The organism is Ensifer sp. Root558, from assembly GCF_001427045.1.
Taxonomy (GTDB): domain Bacteria; phylum Pseudomonadota; class Alphaproteobacteria; order Rhizobiales; family Rhizobiaceae; genus Ensifer; species Ensifer adhaerens.
The window spans coordinates 417-16,537 of sequence record NZ_LMGC01000024.1; the positions used below are offsets into that span (position 1 = coordinate 417).

At 57.7% G+C, this 16,121-nt stretch carries 11 protein-coding genes and 3 pseudogenes; 4 read left to right on the plus strand and 10 right to left on the minus strand.

Going from position 1 to position 16,121, the window contains the following annotated elements:
* The 6 genes and pseudogenes from ASD63_RS36275 to ASD63_RS23260 form a co-directional block, all read right to left on the minus strand.
* A pseudogene (locus ASD63_RS36275) lies at positions 1-260 on the minus strand (glycine C-acetyltransferase); the annotation flags it as partial.
* 202 nt (positions 261-462) lie between these two features.
* Positions 463-1,886, minus strand: a pseudogene (locus ASD63_RS23240) (RecQ family ATP-dependent DNA helicase); the annotation flags it as partial.
* A 45-nt stretch (positions 1,887-1,931) separates the two neighbouring features.
* On the minus strand, positions 1,932-3,521 hold the full coding sequence (locus ASD63_RS23245) for a site-specific integrase (RefSeq protein ID WP_060529851.1): 1,590 nt from the start codon (positions 3,519-3,521) through the stop codon (positions 1,932-1,934).
* On the minus strand, positions 3,502-4,017 hold the full coding sequence (locus ASD63_RS23250; RefSeq protein WP_060529852.1) for a hypothetical protein: 516 nt from the start codon (positions 4,015-4,017) through the stop codon (positions 3,502-3,504). Before ASD63_RS23250 ends, ASD63_RS23245 begins: the two co-directional genes overlap by 20 nt.
* Positions 4,014-6,398 carry a hypothetical protein gene (locus ASD63_RS23255; RefSeq protein WP_060529853.1) on the minus strand — a complete coding sequence of 795 codons (2,385 nt, stop codon included), beginning with the start codon at positions 6,396-6,398 and terminating at the stop codon, positions 4,014-4,016. Before ASD63_RS23255 ends, ASD63_RS23250 begins: the two co-directional genes overlap by 4 nt.
* Positions 6,399-6,400: 2 nt before the next feature.
* On the minus strand, positions 6,401-8,779 hold the full coding sequence (locus tag ASD63_RS23260) for a hypothetical protein (RefSeq protein WP_060529854.1): 2,379 nt from the start codon (positions 8,777-8,779) through the stop codon (positions 6,401-6,403).
* A gap of 1,421 nt (positions 8,780-10,200) precedes the next feature.
* Here ASD63_RS23260 and ASD63_RS23265 point away from each other — a divergent pair.
* Positions 10,201-10,659 (plus strand): hypothetical protein, encoded by a 459-nt coding sequence (locus tag ASD63_RS23265; protein ID WP_060529855.1) that lies wholly within the window; start codon positions 10,201-10,203, stop codon positions 10,657-10,659.
* Here the strand turns inward: ASD63_RS23265 and ASD63_RS34455 are convergent.
* A complete protein-coding gene (locus tag ASD63_RS34455) occupies positions 10,624-10,914 on the minus strand; it encodes an HRDC domain-containing protein (RefSeq protein WP_082572966.1) in 291 nt (96 codons plus the stop codon). The genes ASD63_RS23265 and ASD63_RS34455 overlap by 36 nt on opposite strands.
* A 30-nt stretch (positions 10,915-10,944) precedes the next feature.
* On the opposite strand from ASD63_RS34455, the gene ASD63_RS35230 reads away from it, so the two are divergent.
* Together ASD63_RS35230 and ASD63_RS23270 are read left to right on the plus strand one after the other, a co-directional pair.
* Entirely contained in the window at positions 10,945-11,091 is a 147-nt protein-coding gene (locus ASD63_RS35230) for a hypothetical protein (RefSeq protein ID WP_156624171.1), read from the plus strand.
* A 12-nt stretch (positions 11,092-11,103) separates the two neighbouring features.
* Positions 11,104-11,424 (plus strand): hypothetical protein, encoded by a 321-nt coding sequence (locus ASD63_RS23270; RefSeq protein ID WP_060529856.1) that lies wholly within the window; start codon positions 11,104-11,106, stop codon positions 11,422-11,424.
* Between the two features lie 40 nt (positions 11,425-11,464).
* Here the strand turns inward: ASD63_RS23270 and recQ are convergent, their stop codons facing one another.
* From recQ to ASD63_RS23280, 3 genes are all read right to left on the minus strand, one after another.
* Positions 11,465-13,264: a DNA helicase RecQ gene (gene recQ, locus ASD63_RS23275; protein WP_280138311.1), complete on the minus strand. Its 1,800-nt coding sequence runs from the start codon at positions 13,262-13,264 to the stop codon at positions 11,465-11,467.
* Positions 13,265-13,636: 372 nt separating this feature from the next.
* Positions 13,637-14,047, minus strand: coding sequence for a hypothetical protein (locus ASD63_RS35235; protein WP_162253361.1), 411 nt, complete (start codon positions 14,045-14,047; stop codon positions 13,637-13,639).
* Positions 14,048-14,172: 125 nt separating this feature from the next.
* Positions 14,173-14,577: a restriction endonuclease gene (locus ASD63_RS23280; RefSeq protein WP_162253362.1), complete on the minus strand. Its 405-nt coding sequence runs from the start codon at positions 14,575-14,577 to the stop codon at positions 14,173-14,175.
* A gap of 94 nt (positions 14,578-14,671) precedes the next feature.
* Between ASD63_RS23280 and istA the strand changes: the two are divergent.
* A pseudogene (gene istA, locus ASD63_RS23285) lies at positions 14,672-16,120 on the plus strand (IS21 family transposase); the annotation flags it as partial.
* Between the last annotated feature and the right edge of the window lies 1 nt (position 16,121).

Below are 16,121 nucleotides of genomic sequence, written 5' to 3' on the forward strand. Positions count from 1 at the left end.
TCCTGCGTGCCGCAGATGAAACGCACCGAGGCCATGCCGTAACCGTAACGGTCGAGCGCCTGCTTGCCGGCCTCGGCCAGCTCTTCACTGTCGGCAAGGCCAAGATAGTTGTTGGCGCAGAAGTTGAGCACCCGCTCGCCCGAGGCGACCTTGATTTCGCCCGCCTGCTTCGAGGTGATCACACGCTCCGACTTGTACAACCCGGCCGTCTTCAGGCCCTCGAGTTCTAAACGGAGATGGGTGAGGAAGGCTGAAGTCATGGCGCTCTCGCTTCAAGAAAACATCGCGTGCCTGACGAGTATCATGACGGCTTTTGACTTGCAGCAAAATCCGGCGCTCGGCCGCATCCAGCGTAAAAACGACAGGCCATTTCAAGGCGCGATGGCGGGCCGGACATATTATGTCGCGAAGCGCTTCGCCACAGACATTTTCCGACGACGGAGACGCGGGGGCCTACCGCCTTCACCCGTCGAGATACCCGTCGATGACCGCCAGAAATGCCTCGCCGTAGCGTTCGCGTTTGCTTTCGCCGATACCGGGAATGTCGAGCAGTTCATCGAGGTCACGCGGGCGTTCCTTGGCAAGCGCAATCAAGGTCGCATCGGGGAAGACGACATAGGGCGGGACGTTCAGATCCTTGGCGATCGAGAAGCGCTCGGCGCGCAGCAGTTCGAAAAGTTCGAGATCGGACCCGGCCAGATCGGCCCGTTCGCGCTGCGATCCCGACTTGGCGCCGCGCGCCGCCTTGCCCGAGGTCGGGCGGTCCTTGCGGAAAAACACCTGGCGCTCGCGCTTGAACACCGCACGCGCCTCCGCCTCGAGCTTCATCGCGCCGAAGGCGGCATGGTCGACGCTGATCAGGCCCGCCGCCAGCAATTGCCGGAAGACCGATTGCCAGGTGCGAGCCGGCAGGTCCTTGCCGGCGCCGAAGACGGGCATGTCGACATGGCCGAAGCGCTCGGTCTTCTCGTTGACCGTGCCCATGAGCACATCGACCACGTGGCCGGTGCCGAAGCGCTCGCCGGTGCGATAGACCGCGGCCAGCGCCTTGATCGCCGCTTCCGTCCCGTCCCAGGTCTCGACCGGCTTCAGGCAGGTGTCGCAATGGCCGCAACGGCCGGGATGGGCCTCGCCGAAATGCGCAAGGATCGCCTGGCGGCGGCAGCCGGCCGTCTCGCAGATCGCCAAGAGCGCATTGAGCTTGCCGCGCTCGATGCGCTTGATGTCATCCGCCGCTCCACCCTCGTCGATCATCCGGCGGCGCTGCAGCACATCGGCCATGCCATAGGCCATCCAGACCTCAGAGGGCTGCCCGTCACGACCGGCGCGGCCGGTCTCCTGGTAATAGGCCTCCACCGATCCCGGCAGGTCGAGATGCGCGACATAACGCACGTCGGGCTTGTCGATGCCCATGCCGAAGGCGACGGTCGCAACGAGGCAGAGGCTCTCTTCTTTCAGGAAGGCGTCCTGATGCCTGTCGCGGAGCGCGCGGTCCATGCCGGCATGATAGGGTAGCGCCCGGATGCCTTGCGCGTTCAGCCATTCGGCCGTGTCCTCGACCTTGGCGCGCGACAGGCAATAGACGATGCCGGACGCCCCTTTGAAGCGGGAGAGAAAGCGCAGCAGTTGCTGGCGCGGCTGGTCACGCTCGACGATTTCATAGGCGATGTTCGGCCGGTCGAAGCTGGTGGTAAACACCTCGGCATTGCTGAGCGCCAGCCGCTCGACGATGTCGTCGCGGGTGTGCGGATCGGCGGTGGCAGTGAGCGCGATGCGCGGCACGCCGGGATAGCGCTCGGCTAGTAATCCGAGCGCGCGGTACTCGGGGCGGAAATCATGGCCCCATTGCGAAACGACGTGATTTTGGCGGATCGACTCCAAAAAATGTACGGATCACGCTTAAATAACATAAACTTACACGGAAATCCATATCACTCGTTTTTCCCGCTGTCGGGCGTTGGGCGGGATACGACCCGCAGATGGGGGACTTTCTTCTCGACGGGTCGATCCTTGGGAACGACATACTTGTCAATTGCTGCCTCGATGACACGGTAGAAGCGATCATCCTCGCAATCATCGAATGCGTAGATGAGTCGCCGAAGGAGATTGCATTTCTCCTGCTCCATGCGCCAACTGACGCTGATGAGGGCGTTCATCATATCTTTTCGAGCCTCGACGGAAGGCTGGTTCGCCTTCATCTTGTGACGATCCCGAGCCTGATCGAGATAGTAGCGTTCCGTTGTGGAGGGCTTTTCGTGTCCTGCGAGTTCAGCGAGACGGTTCATCACGTTATTGGAGACAGCAATATCCGGGCGATACCCAGCCTTTGCTAATTCCTGATTCCATAGCAACCAGGCCATCTCTGTCAAATAGTAAGCGCGAAGGCGATGGCCGCTGCCGGCGACATCGAGTTCGTTAAACGCATCCTTGACGATCTCACCGATATGCTTAAGGCCAAGCCTCCTACCGTTTCCTGTGGAGGATATGAATATCGCGTCATAGTCGAGATCAGTGTTCCCCCGAGCCTCCCAATGCGCAAAGAGGGCTTTCCTGACGGTCCAAATACCGATTTCGAGCAGGCTGAGCACAAGATCAAGTGGAAACTCGACCGATCGTTCCTTCCCACCCTTCGTCAAGACATCGACGTTGAGCGTCGTGTTTCCCTGAGCAGCGAATCTTTCGATGCCCGAGACGATCTGCGCTCGAAGCGCCTTGTCATGGACTGCGACGTTAAGAGGATTTGGGTGAGCGTCGTTTCGCCAACGACCAGTCGACATCGTGATAATCCGATGCTTCGACAATGCCTCTGCTATCTTGCGCAAAGAAAGATGCCAAATCTCAACACGACGAAGTCCAGCCCTGGCTTCGCAGCAGGTCACGAGCCAGTTGCGCTCGGCTGCAAAGACGCGCAACGACTGCTCCCAGCTCCCGTCGAGCGGCTCCATCGCGGCTGCGCGAAGATGCTCAAGGATTCGCTCGACATTGTCAAAGCTTGGCGTCGGCCTGCTGGAAGCACGTCGGACAACCTTGTTCCATCCGCTCCATCGCAGCGTCCCCCCGACGCGACGCGTGGTGATGGGTGAAATTTCGTTGTAGCCGACGAACTGCGGCGTCGGATTGCCCCCTAAGATAGGCATGGCCTTGTCTATGGTCTGATAGAAGCGAAACACGTGCTCTAGTTTCAGCTCGACCTGCGCTGACGCCAATTCACCTTCTTTAACCCTCTCCGAAAACGAGTTTCTGAACGACCGCAGCACTTCATCTCGACCGCCATAGACCCAATCGACCCCGCTGTTCAGTAGGTGGCACAGGTAATCGCGAAGCGAATATGAATCCGGCTCCATCGAACTTTTCGACTTGAAAGTCTTTTGCAGCCATCCGTAGCCGAAGTAGCGGAGGGACGGCTCGAAAATCGAGCCGTCCGGATTTTTGATGACCGGAATGTCCGACATGTCCTCCGACTGCCAGAGCAATCCCTGCGGGGTCCTGCCCATCTCAAAATCAATCGGAATGTAGCGCACTGTCGTCTCTCCGCGTCCGCTTCAATGCGACCTTCGATTCCTTGATCGTCAGTATCTCTTCCGCGCGCCGCAGCCGCATCTCGAGCGAAGACTTCTCAGCAATCAGAAGAATGTTCTGCAACTCAAGGGCTTGCACCTTTTCCGCGAGGACCTCCTTGGCCGGGCGAGGAGCCGCAGACCTGTTGACGCGCAGCAGGTCTCTCGCCTTCCTCCACTTCGAAACCAGCCCGCGGTTACGACCACGCGGATGATCCGGCGCGTCGTCGCTCCATGCCCAAAGCTTCTTCTTCGGGTTGTGCCATTTCCGAAGCTTGACGCGAGATGCTCCTACTTTTCGCCAGTCGATTCCTTGGGGGACGCCCTTCGCGGCCCAACGCTGGAGCTCCGCGACTTTGCGCGCCAATGACGTGTCGATGCGCTTTCGTTGAAGCGTTGGATCGAGGCTCTTGAATTCGGCCATGGTCATCTCCCGATCCCAGATTTCCTCGTCATTCATCGGCCGCCTCCTCGCGAAGCGGGACCCGCGCGCACTATTTCGGCTTCGAGTTCCGCCAGGAGCTGGTCCCCTTCATCCCTGAGCGAAGCGGTGGCAGCATGGCGAACAGCATACCGACGCTGTGCGACCTCGTTTTGGATCGCTTGCTGACCATCGTTGAAAGCGACACCAAACTGGCAGCCGAGGCACAGTCGATTACATGCGAAATCGTAATCCGGCATCAGGTCCTCCGGAACGTCCTTCTTCGTCCAGGGAGACGATCCCCTAGCCTTCAACTTGAGGCATTCCGCCTCGGCGCGATGCGCCGGATCATGAGGATCCGCCGCACACCACATGTTCGTGCCCAAGACCGGCTCGAGGAAGTGGGTGTTCGCGTAGTCGACAAATCGTTGGAGCAGAGGAACCTGCAGCGCTTCGGGATCATTTGCCCGCGATCCAATCCGGACGGATGCCATTGCGCGCTCGGCGATCGCATTCACGTTGTTGTACAGCACCTTTCCGCCCGCACCGATTACGCTCTCCGTCCCCCGCCATATTCCGATAAGCTTTTCCACGAATTGCTCGCATCGCAACTCGTTAAAGGCCTTCAGATGTGTCTTCATATGTGACAGACGCTCGTACGCACCATCGACCCAGGACTGCTCTTCGACTGTTCGGTTTCCGATGGAGCTCTGAAGGCGCGCGGCAAGATCCTTCTCCAAACGATTGATCTCGCCGGGCAGGATTGACGTAAAGTAAACGCGGGTCATGTAGGGGTCGTTATGTCGATACATCATCGACAATGCATCGGTGCTCCCGCCCGTGAGTCCATAGAAATACCAGATTCCGAAACCTCTCCTGAGCATATGTATGCTCAGATCCCAGATCTCCTGTCCGTCTGGCGGAGCAATCTCGGCGAATTGCAAGAATTGATTGATCGTCTGGTGGAATCGCGACGAGATCATCCGTTTCAAGTTCTTGACATCAAATGCCACTTCGAAGAGCCAATCCTTGCCGCTCGCCGCACGAGTGTCAGCGGAGATTGCTTCAAGGGCCCCGATGACATTTCGCAGGATTTCGGGAACCGGAACCTCAACGCGGTCCTTAACCGTCTTGGCGATGTAGAGGGACATCAGGAGCGCGCCTGACGGATCTTCGGTCAAGCAGCCATAGTGAGCACTTCGCACACCGATATCCCGCCGTGCCGCGAAACTTCCGATTAGTATCGCGGAGGACGCCAGGAGGTGGCGGATGGCTTCATCGAGCGAAATGACGTTGCAAGGAAGAGTGGCGGATCCAAGATCGAATCGAGGGTAGATCAGCTTTCCCCGTTCAGGCCCGACGGCCTCGGGTACCCGGAAAGTCGTGCGGCCCGCTTGGTAGTCCCTGCATTTCTGGAGGGATTCGATGATGTAGGGCGAATATGTTGCGACGAATTTCGCTGCCGCTGTCATTGCTCGCAACATATCCTGCGGCAGGATCGTCGCGGTTCGATCGTTTTCTTTACCATCACGCGCTAGGATCGCGTCGATCGACATCTCCTCGAAAGGATCCCGCTCCAGGCGATCGTGCGCCAGCTCTCGACTTGAGAGGCGAAACAGAAATTCAAAGATATCGAGCCAGTGGGCCAAGTTCTTCTCGGCCACCGCATCGGACACGATATGCGACTCGCGATTCTCGTCCTTGACGCCGTCGTCGTCAGGCTCATCTCCGCTGTACTCGTCTGAAACCGGGCGCCATAGTCTTGGAGCCTCGATGCCGTGAAGGCTGGAGATTTCCGCAAAGGCAAGCTTGAAGTCCGACGACCGGGCGAGAGCATTCGCGGTAACCCCAAGGAGCTTCGCCAGCTCGGCATGGGTACCCGGTGGCTCGGAACCATATTGCTCGAACACCTGCTCAAGCCGCTCCTCGATCGGAACAAGCGCAAGAACACCTCCCCGCTTGAGCCGCTGCGACAGATCCGAGACGAATGATCTCGGGATCTCTGCAAACGAAGAGAAGCCTTCCGCGACGCGGTTCCTGAGCACCCAATCAAACTTTCGAAGAATCTGGGCAGTGTAGGTGGCATCCAGGGCACCGTTATCGCGCGGTCCGGTGGTGATGCAGGACAGCGTCAGGGTCTTCTTGGTGAGTCGGTCAGCGTTGAACGCGTCGTCCGACAAGCATACGGCGGGAAAGTCGATCGCAGTATCGAAAGACACCAGGTGCTCGACGTCCTTGCGCTTCTTGGTACAGTCCGCGGTCGCAATGATCCAGCAATTGTGGATCAGACTTCGGCTACGGCCGCGCGACCAGCCCTGTGTTGTCCGTCGACCGCCCGGGGGCGTCGATGGACGGGTGGCGATAATCGCCGCCGGAATGAACTTGTTTGCAAGGCAGGATTCATATTGAGCTCGGTTCATGATTAGTAACCTCCTGAAAGATTGAGTGGTGGCAGCGCGGTCCGTCGGGCGCGGATATCGTCGGAAAGCTCCCTGCGGATCCTCTTGAGCAGACGTCCGGCACCGGCTTGTTTGAGTTTGATTTCGATGGCTTGGACAAAGCCTCGTAAAGGAATGCCGACCAGCCGCCAGCGGCGAGGATTGGCCGTGGGTTCCTCGGCATCGAGGGACATGCTGAGCGCCAGAAGTGACCGGACCTGTTCGTCACTCGGATCGAAGACCAAGGTCGGCGGATTCTTCATCGGCATGGTGACACCGAACCCACAAGCGGACCCGACACCCGACACCATGGCCAAATTGTAAAACCACTCTTGATCCTCGGCCGACATGGCGACCTGAAGCGGGCCTCCAACCTCAGCGGCGATCAACGCTTGGATTGCATTCTGGAAGAACCGGGTGCTCTGCTCGAGTTCGCGCCTCATCTCCTTCGAATTCAGGTAGTACGGCAGCAGCACCCCGGTTCCGGAATGGTCCGCCACCGAACGAAGCGATTCCACGCTGCCGACGACTCTCATGTTGAACTCAAGGAACGACCTTCTGATCAGCTTTAGCGAAAGTCCTTTCGTCCCAAGCACACCATGCTTGAACTGGCTGTTAATGCTTCTCTGGTTTGTCGAGACCCCGGTGAGCCAACCCAAATATTTGAAAAAGCGAGACCTTGTCTTTTCGTCCGACGTAAGTTGCGTAAGCGGCTCCATCAATGGCCGCATTAGTTCGATCACCTCGTAGGCTGGGCTGGTGTAGCTCAGGAGGTGCCGTTGGTCGAAGTCATGCCATTGGCGATCGCGTTCGGCGTCCTCCCACGTCGACAATGCATCGGTTCCGCGCCCTCCAGATAGGGTCGAGTGCTCGAGAAACGCCTGTACATGATGCCCAGCCCGCTTTTTGAACACGCTGACAAAACTCGCGCTCGCAATGCCGGCCTTGTCCTTGAGCCTAAAAACAAAGACCTCCGCTGGAATGTCTTCGATCGGCTGCGCGTTCCATCCAGTTTCCGTGGCGAAAACGATTTTCGCCGCCAGAACGGCTTCGTTCGTCGCACCGATGGCAGCGCATACCAACTGCATGATGTGCTGGAACGAGAAGATTTCGTCGCTACTGATGAAGTCGCCCAAGCCCATCTGCCGCCAGGCCTCGGGATCAGCCAGCACCGTCATCGCCTTATCGACTGCGCGCCTGTTGGTTCGCACGCCGAGTTTGGAAAACTGCGATACTCCCGTTACCTGCAGGCTTCGAACCTCCGCACGCAGTACGTCCGCGACCGCACTGAACGCCTTCACTTTTTCGTTGGAAGCGCCGACAAGCAGTCGATCGTCTCGTGCAGGAGCCATTGCATTGAAAAATGCCACGTTTAACCGGACGATCTCCATCGCTCTGTCACGGACGATGTCCATCGAGCGACGCAGCCGCGGCGCCCCAATCAGATCCGTGACACCCGGAATATCGATGTCAGCGATCGTCTTACCTTCAGTCGGCACATGTCCGAATTTCTTGTACCGCCTGCTGTAATGAGGATATGTGCGCCCCTTAAGCTCTGCGAGAAACTCAAACAGATATCCGCACTGGCGCATAAGGCTCGATAGGGTCGTATGAACAAATGCCCCGGATTTCCTGAGGAATTCCTCACACTCGTCGATCACGGCCCTCACGACCGGGGCTTCGCAAGATCTGCTTGGATCGCCAGAAAGTGCCACGAGCAGCGTGTCTGAATAGTTCGAAGGATTGGCCTCGATAAAGGCCATGAGATACCGAAAACCTAATGACTTCGCGGTCCCGCGTGCGTTTCGAATCCCGCCATAGGCAGTGAGGTCGGTCAGAAACGTCTCGCCAAGGCGCGAGCCGATCTCCTCGATGCTCATGGGGGCAAATGGCGGCTCCGTACCTTCATTGGTTCGAGCGCGATTGGGTCGCGGCGACGTGTTCAGTTGGACTCCACGGGGGAGCCCGGGATAACCGCGCTTCGCCTCGGCAAGCCATCGGAACACGCCGATGCCCTTTCGGGCATGCTCAAGTGCGGCCCCTGCCGAGTACAAACCGGACTCGACGAGTCTTCTGTGGGAACGCTGGACAGCGTCCCGAAGCTGATCCTTATATACCTCCGGATCGGCGGCCGACTTCGGATTGCGTAGAAGATCGCGGAGTCCTTGGAAGGATTCCTCCTCCTCTATAAATCCGAGGATTAGCCTTGCACTAAGTTCGCGAGCCTTCCGCTTAATTGGCGACTTTATGTAGGACACGTATTCCGTCACATCTGCAGCAAGCTGCGGATACAGTTCCTGGAATTCCTCTACCTGAAGAGCGAGCGTCTTCGCGCCCGCAAACGCATGTTTTGCGGTGTTCATGATTGTTTTCCTGATATGAGAGACGAGTTGGCCTAAAAGCCGTGAGTGGCTATGCCTCGGGCTGTGAGGTCGGGCCCGTGCATCCGGCTTCGTTCCTATCTACATCGCGTTCAGCAGCCGACCTCGGACTGCGCAGTAGATTGCGGAGCCCTTGAGGGGATTCCTCTACGAATTCTGCGAGCAGCCTCGCACTTGGTTCGCCGACCTCTCGCTTGTTGGGCGCTTTCAAAAAGGACACGTTTTCAGCAACATCCGCAGCAAGCTGCGGATGCAGCATACGGAGTTCCTCTACTGAAAGGGCGAGCGACTTCGCAATCCCATGCTTTGCAGTGTTCGTGCCTGTTTTCCTGAATTCGGAGACGGGTTGGTCCAAAGGCTGTGAGGGACTATGCCCGAGCTTGATGCCGCGGTCGGGGATCGAACTCGCATCAGCACGTCGACCTGGTAATGGGACTTCTTCTTCCTTGACCAGCCGCCGTGGACGCCATCTCGGCCGCCAGCCATGCTCCAACCGATCGGCGCGGCGACTTTGACGCAATACATCCCACTCGTCCTCCCCGAATCCGAGCCAACCTCCCTCTCCTTTCTGGAGGATTTTCATGGCGCTCCCCGGCATGAGTGTACATTAGCGTGTCTCCCCAGTCCTCCACTTGGGACTGAAGCTTCCTCGCAAGTTGCTTTGGAATGTTTCCGCATTCAAAGTCGATTTTCATAGGTACACTCCTTAGCGGAAGGCCAAAAGCATGGGAGGCGGGTAAGGAAAAACGACTGCGGCTCCCTTGCGGCGAAACGTCCAATTGAGCGCTTGGAGGTCCCATCGCTTTCGGCGCCGCCAGTTGGGTCACTGCCATGCGTTTCCATTGTCACTGCAACGGTGATCGCGAGTTGCTCTGCATGTGGAAATACTGGGCGAGTAGGCGGAACGCGTCGCGACTTCCGCCGAATTCGTAGGGGTCGTTCCCATGTTTTCTCCAAATGGTCACAGGCTCACAAACTCCCAAGCGGCATGCCTTGGGAGTGTTGAGACGACGGAGGATCGAGCACACTGTTCGAGGAGCGCACTGATTCGGCTCCTAGGACGACGAAGAAGCCCTCGGCTCAATCAGAGCACGGGTTCTCAACGTCCGCTCCTACCGTCATCATCGCAAGCTTAGTTGGGAAAAGGCAGCAATAATCGATACTTAACCACAAGACACGGCAGTCCCTTGGTTGCATGGAGAAATTGCTGGCGAAATGGAGAATATTACTCTACCAATAGGTCATGCCCGCCCTTTCTCAATGGTTGGAGTGGCATACTCGGGCGGGTGCTTTTCCAGGGGACTCGCCCGAATCGTCTTCTCAAGGAGAACCTAACAAGGAGTCTCCCTACCCACAAGTGGGAAGGCTCCCATACAATTCGGATTATACTGGAGAAAGATTCCTTGTCCGATCCCGCCGAGCAGCTTGCGATTACCCTCGACATGTTGGAGAAGCAGATTCTTGAGAGAGAATCCGAACTCGTTGCATTGAAGGCCTTCTGTATTGAAAGCGAGACCGAGATCGCTCTCAGCAAAAAGCGTGCAGAAAATCTCCGCACCATGCTGGATGAAATGCGTCAGTATCGACCTGCTGCAAAACCGTTCACCCTGGAGAAGTTTCCGGGAGTCCAGTCCGGGCGTCCTGGAAAGCAATCAGAACAGATCAGACAGCTCGCCAAGGTAATCTTGCGGGAAGCCGGCAAACCCATCATGCAACTCGATTTGAAAGAGCGCATGGAGGCGAAAGGTTTGTTGCTGCAGACCGTCAATCCGGTGGACCTCATCCGGTCCGCGCTCCGAAACCAGCCAGAGTTTCGTCATGTTCGCTCAGAAGGCTGGACGCTGGTCGGTTCCCAAGAGTAAGACATCGCCTGATGGAGGATGAGCCCCACGGCTCGACGCTTTATGCCGCCGCCCGATCAGCGCGGTTTTGATCCGACAACACTTACCGGATCGCTGAATGGAGGGCTCTGAAAATCTCGAACCGCAGCGTTTCAGCCCGATCCCCGATATCTCCAGAATATCTTCCAGAACCTTCGGACGACGCGTTGCAAGGGCGATCAAGGTAGTGTCAAGAAAGACGACATAAGGGGCTACACCTAGCTCCTGGGATATCAAGACGCTCCTGCATACCCATGGAGATTTTTAATGGACGACGTCAGCGAACAGTTCGCGACGCTGCTGCTCTCACTTGAGAAGCGGGTCCAACAGAAGGAAGAAGTGCTGCCCCAGTTCCGCGTCCGCGCTGAAGAATACTGTCGGGACCAGGAAGCTGCCAGGTCAGCAGGAAAATGAGATTTCCCCACTATGATTGAATTCGTCTCAGTAACCGGCGACGGTAGAGTCCATCACAAGGCGTTTATCAATGGGCGACTGCTTTGGGCAGGGGGCGATCTGATGAGCCTTCTTGGCACCGATCAATTTGCGGCTTGGCCGTCTGGCGAAGCCGAGGGACTTGCACGCTACCTCGGCAACCACAGCGACATCTACGTGAAGATGGAGTGGTATCTTTCCAAAGAGAACGGGGTTTCGGGGATAGCCCTCGTCGAGGACGAGCGCATTGATTTCTATGGAACCATCTTCTCGTTGTTTGAAGCTGCCCCGCTCGAACAAGTCCTTCGCTTCTAACACGGTTACGCGTTGTCCCAGGCGACGTAGGCGCCGCCTGTCATCGCAATGCAATTTCGAGGGCGTCAAGGAACCGCGCCCCGTAGCGCTCCAACTTGGTCGGTCCAACGCCCGATACCTCGAGCATTTCGTCCAGCGTAGACGGACGGCTCGTCGCAAACGCGATAAGGGTCGTGTCCGGGAAGATGACATAGGGTGCAACGCCAAGTTCCCTGGCAATCGCGAGGCGTTCCTGCCGAAGCGCCTCGAAGACCTCCCGATCGTCCGCCGACAGACCAGAGCGAGAAGAATAGTTCGAAGGCTCGATCGACCGCTTGGTGCGCCGCGTCACGGAACGATCACGCCGGAGCGTCACCGACCGTTCCTTCTTGAACACGGCGGCCGCCTGTTCCTGCAGCTTCATTGCGCCGAACTCGTCATGCTCCACACGGATGAGGTTCAGAGCCAGCAATTGCCTGTAGATGGACTGCCAGCCTGCTGCATTGAATTCCCTCCCGGCGCCAAAAACTGCGAGATCGACATGGCCGAACCTTTTAGTCTTGTCGGTCAGTTTCCCGATAAGGACGTCGATGACGTGACCGACGCCGAACCGCTCGCCGGTTCGATAAATCGCAGCAAGGGCTTTGATAGCAGCCTCGGTTCCATCCCAGGTTTCGATCGGCTTCGTACACGTGTCGCAGTTTCCGCAGCGGCCGGGGTGCTGCTCGCCAAAATGCCCTAGGATCGCCTGGCGGCGGCATGCAGTCGTCTCGCAAATGCCAACCAGCGCGTTGAGCTTCGCCCGTTCAATCCGCTTGACCTGATCCGACGCATCGCCTTCGTCGATCATGCGCGAACGCTGCACGATATCCTGCATACCGAAAACCATGAAGGCTTCGGCCGGAAGCCCGTCGCGGCCCGCGCGCCCAGTCTCCTGATAGTAGCTTTCGATCGAGGATGGCAGATCAAGGTGGACGACGTAGCGGACATTCGGCTTGTTGATGCCCATGCCGAAGGCGACAGTCGCCACGAGGCAGAGCCCCTCCTCCAACCTGAACGCATCTTGATTGGCAGCCTTCAGAGCCGGGTCTAACCGCGCGTGGTAGTGCTTCGCGCGAATGCCGCTTTCGTTCAGCCATTCCACCGTTTCCTCGACCTTCTTCCGCGACAGGCAGTATACGATGCCGCTCTCACCCTTATGCCTTTTAAGGAAGTCCAGAAGCTGCCCCCTGGGATTGCTCCGCGGGAGAATCTCATAGCTGATGTTCTTGCGATCAAAGCTATCTACGAAAACCTCTGGATCATGGAGGTTCAATAGCTTGATGATATCTTGCCGGGTACGGGTGTCGGCAGTCGCGGTCAAAGCGACAACCGGTATCGTTGGATACATCTCCTTCAACCGACCAAGAGCGAGATAGTCCTTTCGAAAGTTATTTCCCCAAACACTGATACAATGCGCTTCATCGACGGCGATCAGCGAGATATCGCCGTTTCCTAGCATGGAATCGAGGCTACCCGTCGCAAGCCTCTCCGGAGTGACGTAAAGGAGCTTCAGTTGGCCCGATCGAAGCTGTCGCCTCACATTGTTCGCGTCATCTGGCGACTGTTCCGACCAGATCGCGCCTGCCGGGACACCAAGTTCCTTTAGTTCTTCGACCTGATCTCGCATCAACGCAACCAGCGGTGACACGACGATCGCAGTGCCGCCCATGCATAAAGCCGGAAGCTGGTAGCAGAGTGACTTCCCCTTTCCCGTTGGAAAGAGAACAAGCGTGTCGCCGCCCGAGATGAGATTTCGGATGGCGTCTCCCTGCATTCCCCGGAATTCCGAATAGCCCCAGACGCGACGGAGAACGTCCAAAGGATACTCCGCCCCGACACAGGCGTCGTGACCCGTCGCGTCAAATACATCTCGAACTGAATGAGCCACTGTGTCTACCTGCCTTAGGAATGCGCCTGTCGCCTGAGAATCGATCCCTTCATTCCGATAGGCTATCACAATCCTCCTTGCCAACGGGCGGGTCGCGTCAACGCGCGCCAACCGGCCAGCATGTCACTGAATTCGGTGCCATTCAAAAGTGAGGGTTTAGTCGCCTGAGTGTCGGCCACCCGAAAGCCCAGCCTAAGGGTGAAAATTTCTTCCTGCCTGCCAATTTGCGGAGCGAGTAAACATACGCAATTAATATTCAGTGTTAGCTTAAGAGTTAGTCGCCGTATTCACCCGCAAAGCAGGTCACCTCAGCGGTGTGCACTTTTTGCGGAACGTATAAGAAGTTGGCCGCAACAGTGTTCGCGTATATTTCTCAACTACAAATCCATCGTCAAAAACAGTATCGACAACATAGTCTTGTCCGTAGTGATAGGCGACTGTTCGGAAATTAGGATAATTCCTAACAATTGAATGCTCTGCCGAACCAAGTGCGTTCGTCACTTCCACTTTTTTCCCATCTTCGTGGAACTTGTACATCGTCTCAGAGAATCCGACGGCATCTTCTTCAGATTGCATTTCCCCGGTCGTTTGGTCGAGGGTTACAGAATATCCTTGCCAGCGGCCAGCCTCGCACACGATCCCGAAGGGCCGGTCGCCGGCGAACGAATGTGGGATTGACGCTAGATACGTGATTATGAGGACAGCAGCTCGCATAAGACAATCCCGTTGGGATCGAAGCCAGGGGTCGGTCTTGCGGTGTTCCGGATTATCCACCGGGAAATAAACATGCCATCCGCAAGTCTTAGGTCGAAAAGATGCTTCTCCAGGGGACGGGTGCATTAGGGGAAAAGTTCCAACACTTTGGCGAATGGGCGCTTGCGCTCAGCGGCGGCGCGGGCCTTCTCTCTGATCACAACGCTTGGATCCAGTCTTTTCCAGAGGGAGATATAGATATCTTGCCCGTCCATGAGGATTATGCGACGGGAAGTGAAGGCTTCAAACGACGGGGCCGAGTAGCCCGAATAACTGACGTGTATTCCCCGCGTCCAATCTGGTCGCTCCTGCAGCTTTCCCTGAAACGAATGCAGCATCGCGGCATCTGTCTGCGCACGATGCCATTTCGCCTCTACCAGATACGTCGTTCCATCATGCTGGAGCGAACCATCGATCTGTTCGCCGGCTGTCCTGAAGGAAGCGCGGGCGTCAAGTCCCCACACGTCAAACCAGTGTGTTTCGGCATGCAATTTTGACCCCCTTGGCGGGGTAATCGGCGTCCAATTTTGACCCCCCTCAGATTTCATCTGACCATCCGGCTTTTTGCGGCGGATGGAGCGGGAGTTGAAGCGAGTGGATACGATTGCGCGTGTTCGACGGGCCTTCCATGTGCAGGGCTGGTCGGTGAAGAAGATCGTCCGGGACACGGTTCGCAAGATACTGCGTTCCGGCGAGACCGATTTTACCTATGAACGAGAACGGCAACCGCTGCCAAGGATCGGAGCGTGGAAGGCGGAGATCGAGCGGTTTCTCACAGCCAATGAGGGCAAGCCGTCACGCGAGCGGCTGACGCTGATCCGGATTTACGAGGAGGTCAGGGCACTCGGCTACGATGGCAGTTATGACGCGATCCGGCGATATGCCAAGACCTGGGCGAAGAACCGGGGAGCCGTGACGGCGGAAGCCTATGTGCCCCTCTATTACGCGCCAGGGGAGGCTTACCAGTTCGACTGGAGCCACGAGATCATTCTAATCAACGGCGTGACGACGACCGTGAAGGTGGCGCATGTCCGGCTCTGCCACAGCCGGATGATGTTCGTCCGGGCCTACATGCGCGAGAGCCAGGAGATCGCCTTCTTCCGTGGCACCTGCACGCGCGGCATCTACGACAACATGAAGACTGCGGTCGAGACGGTGTTCGTCGGCAAGGAGCGTCAATACAATCGCCGCTTCCTGCAGATGTGCAGCCACTATCTGGTTCACCCCGTTGCCTGCACGCCCGCATCCGGATGGGAGAAGGGACAGGTCGAGAACCAGGTTGGTCTCGTGCGCGAACGCTTCTTCACCCCACGCCTGCGGGTCAAAAGCCTGGAAGAGCTGAACGTCTGGCTGCTCGACAAGTGCATCGCCTACGCCAAGGCACACCGCCATCCCGAGCAGACCGAACGGATGATCTGGCAGGTGTTTGAGGAGGAGCGCGGCAGCCTGGTGCACTATGTCGGGCCGTTCGACGGTTTCCACTGCGTCCCGGCCTCCATATCGAAGACCTGCACGGTCCGCTTCGACAACAACAAATACTCCGTCCTCTCGACGGCGGTCGGCCGCCCTGTCGAGGTTCATGCTTATGCCGAGAAGATCGTGATCCGACAGGATGGCGTCAACGTTGGTGAGCATCCTCGTTGCTTTGGCCGTGGCGAGACGGTCTACGACCCCTGGCACTACGTCCCTGTCCTGGCTCGTAAACCCGGTGCTTTGCGCAACGGCGCGCCGTTCCGGGAATGGGTCTTGCCCGCCGCGATGGAGAAGGTGCGCCGGCGGCTGAAGAGCGCCCATGACGGTGATCGACAAATGGTCACCATCCTCGGCTGTGTTCCCACCGACGGTCTGGCGGCCGTCGATGCTGCCTGTCAGGAGGCTTTGGATCACGGCGTCTGCTCGGCCTCGGTAATCCTCAACATTCTGACCCGGAGCCGTGATCCGGCTCCGGCAATCACTCTTCAGACCCCAGATGCGCTGCGGTTGACCCATGAGCCGGTCGCCGACTGCGCACGGTATGACAGCCTCAGGAGGGCAA

Excerpts from the sequence above, each read along its gene's own strand:
- ASD63_RS23250 (WP_060529852.1), bottom strand. The coding sequence starts at position 4,017 with ATGAATGACGAGGAAATCTGGGATCGGGAGATGACCATGGCCGAATTC.
- ASD63_RS23255 (WP_060529853.1), bottom strand. The coding sequence starts at position 6,398 with ATGAACCGAGCTCAATATGAATCCTGCCTTGCAAACAAGTTCATTCCG.
- ASD63_RS23260 (WP_060529854.1), bottom strand. The coding sequence starts at position 8,779 with ATGAACACCGCAAAACATGCGTTTGCGGGCGCGAAGACGCTCGCTCTT.
- ASD63_RS35230 (WP_156624171.1), top strand. The coding sequence starts at position 10,945 with ATGGACGACGTCAGCGAACAGTTCGCGACGCTGCTGCTCTCACTTGAG.
- ASD63_RS23270 (WP_060529856.1), top strand. The coding sequence starts at position 11,104 with ATGATTGAATTCGTCTCAGTAACCGGCGACGGTAGAGTCCATCACAAG.
- ASD63_RS35235 (WP_162253361.1), bottom strand. The coding sequence starts at position 14,047 with ATGCGAGCTGCTGTCCTCATAATCACGTATCTAGCGTCAATCCCACAT.